The following is a 1,831-nucleotide window of genomic DNA, read 5'->3' as shown; positions in this document are numbered from 1 at the left end:
GTGAATATATAACTGAAGAGCCGGATGCGGTAATTCCGCACGTCCGGATCTGTGTGGGGGCGGCTCAGTAATGGGTCGTTCTACCACGATTGTGAATCAAGAGTCTTAAACTTAGGGGTAACAACTAGGAATGTCTATTAGCTTATTACTCTCTAATGTTGGTGTTTTAATAAGTTTAACTTTAGGTTTAATCGCATTATTTAGACCGCAATTAATTCAAGCTTTTGTAAGTGTCCAAGCAATAGGCAAAGAAGGACAATCTGAAATTAGGGCAACCTATGGTGGCTTTTTTATTGGTATATCTTTATACGCAATAGCCACTCAATCTAATGATGCTTTCATTGTAATTGGCATAGGCTGGGTTACAGCATCTTTTATAAGATTTTTGAGTTTGTTTAATGATGCATTTACACAAAAAAATATAGGCGGTGTTATTTTTGAATTACTTATTGGTTTACTATGTTTAGCAAATTTAATCACATAACAAACGGCTCAAACGGACAAATATTCGCTGTCACCTTTTTTGCAAAGAAACGCAAAAAAGCCGCCATCAAACATTTGCGCGGTTAGCCGGGCGTTAGCTGAATAACGAAGTCTGGAAGTTATGTGGATTAATGAAGAAATATTGGAAGGCGACTTTTTGACTCTTGAACCCTTGCGGATCGAACACTTATCTCAACTGAAAGCAGCCGTTCAAGATGGTGAATCATGGAAGCTCTGGTTTGCAAATGTTCCACGACCAGAAGAAATGAGTAAATATGTGGAAGACGCAGTAGAAGCTAGTAGATTAGGTAATATTGCATATGCCGTTCGCTCGAAGTTTACCAATCAAATTGTTGGTACAACCCGGTACTACAACGTTGATGCAAAAAATAAGCGAGCCATGATTGGTTATACTTGGTACTCATCTTCGGTACGAAGAACGCCGATTAATACAGAATGTAAATTGCTACTACTAAAAAAACTATTTGAATCACATGATGCAATTGCAGTTGAATTTAGAACGCACTATTTTAATCAGCCATCCAGAGCAGCCATAGAGCGTTTGGGTGCTAAACAAGATGGGATTTTACGTCATCATCAAATAATGAAGGATGGCTCTATTAGGGACACAGTTGTTTACTCAATCGTTGCTGCTGAGTGGCCAGCGGTAAAGTGCAACCTACTAAGTAAATTCAGCTAACAATTGCAGCCAGCGGATTCGCTACGCTCACCGTTGCTGCAAGCGTTATACGGCAAAGGAAGCTCTGTGATACCAATAGCTAAATTCACTATTAAAGAGCATCAAGGAAGCTACGAGGATAGACCTTTGAAATCTTTGCTCTACTTTAATGGTGAAGAGCTTAACTTAAAAGTATCTGGCTTCGTGATAGAAAAACAATTTGAGCTGCCTAACTACTTTCTGCTGCTTATAAACTGGGATTGTCCGTTCGAAGAAGGCTGCGAAGTTGTCGTTTTAAACAAGAACCTTGAAATTGTTGGCTGCCATAATTTTACGCCTTTTTATAATAGTTACTCATTAAGTAGCATTAGCCAGATATCTTGCAATCACTATAAGTTAGTGTTTAATGAATCTGATTGCTTTGAAGTTGCAATTAATTATCCAAAGCAAAGCTTATTCAGCAAGGTTGTAAGTGTTAGTAAGTTAGCCGTATAACAAGTTGCTTAATTTCGTTCCGGCCACAAACAGCGTGGCCTCCACCGGACTGCCTACGCTGTGCTGCGGCAGCCAATTAGCAAAGCGTTAGTGCGTCAAGCAAAGCTTGATGCATCTTGCAGGGTGTAAGTCCCTGTCGGGTAAGGTGTAACTGACCACCCGTATCGAGTGTTG

Annotated in this window: 3 protein-coding genes; all 3 read left to right on the top strand. The window is 39.9% G+C overall.

Annotated elements, in window-relative coordinates; translation table 11 throughout:
• Positions 1 to 130: 130 nt before the first annotated feature.
• Positions 131 to 484, top strand: coding sequence for a hypothetical protein (locus H595_RS23090; RefSeq protein ID WP_037055548.1), 354 nt, complete (start codon positions 131 to 133; stop codon positions 482 to 484).
• Positions 485 to 604: 120 nt separating this feature from the next.
• On the top strand, positions 605 to 1,183 hold the full coding sequence (locus tag H595_RS0119560) for a GNAT family N-acetyltransferase (RefSeq protein ID WP_027672652.1): 579 nt from the start codon (positions 605 to 607) through the stop codon (positions 1,181 to 1,183).
• 66 nt (positions 1,184 to 1,249) lie between these two features.
• On the top strand, positions 1,250 to 1,657 hold the full coding sequence (locus H595_RS0119555) for a hypothetical protein (RefSeq protein ID WP_027672651.1): 408 nt from the start codon (positions 1,250 to 1,252) through the stop codon (positions 1,655 to 1,657).
• Positions 1,658 to 1,831: the final 174 nt, after the last annotated feature.

The organism is Rheinheimera baltica DSM 14885 (genome assembly GCF_000425345.1).
GTDB classification, from domain to species: domain Bacteria; phylum Pseudomonadota; class Gammaproteobacteria; order Enterobacterales; family Alteromonadaceae; genus Alishewanella; species Alishewanella baltica.
Note: the sequence above shows the minus strand (reverse complement) of the source record. Positions and strands in the feature narration are given on the sequence as shown.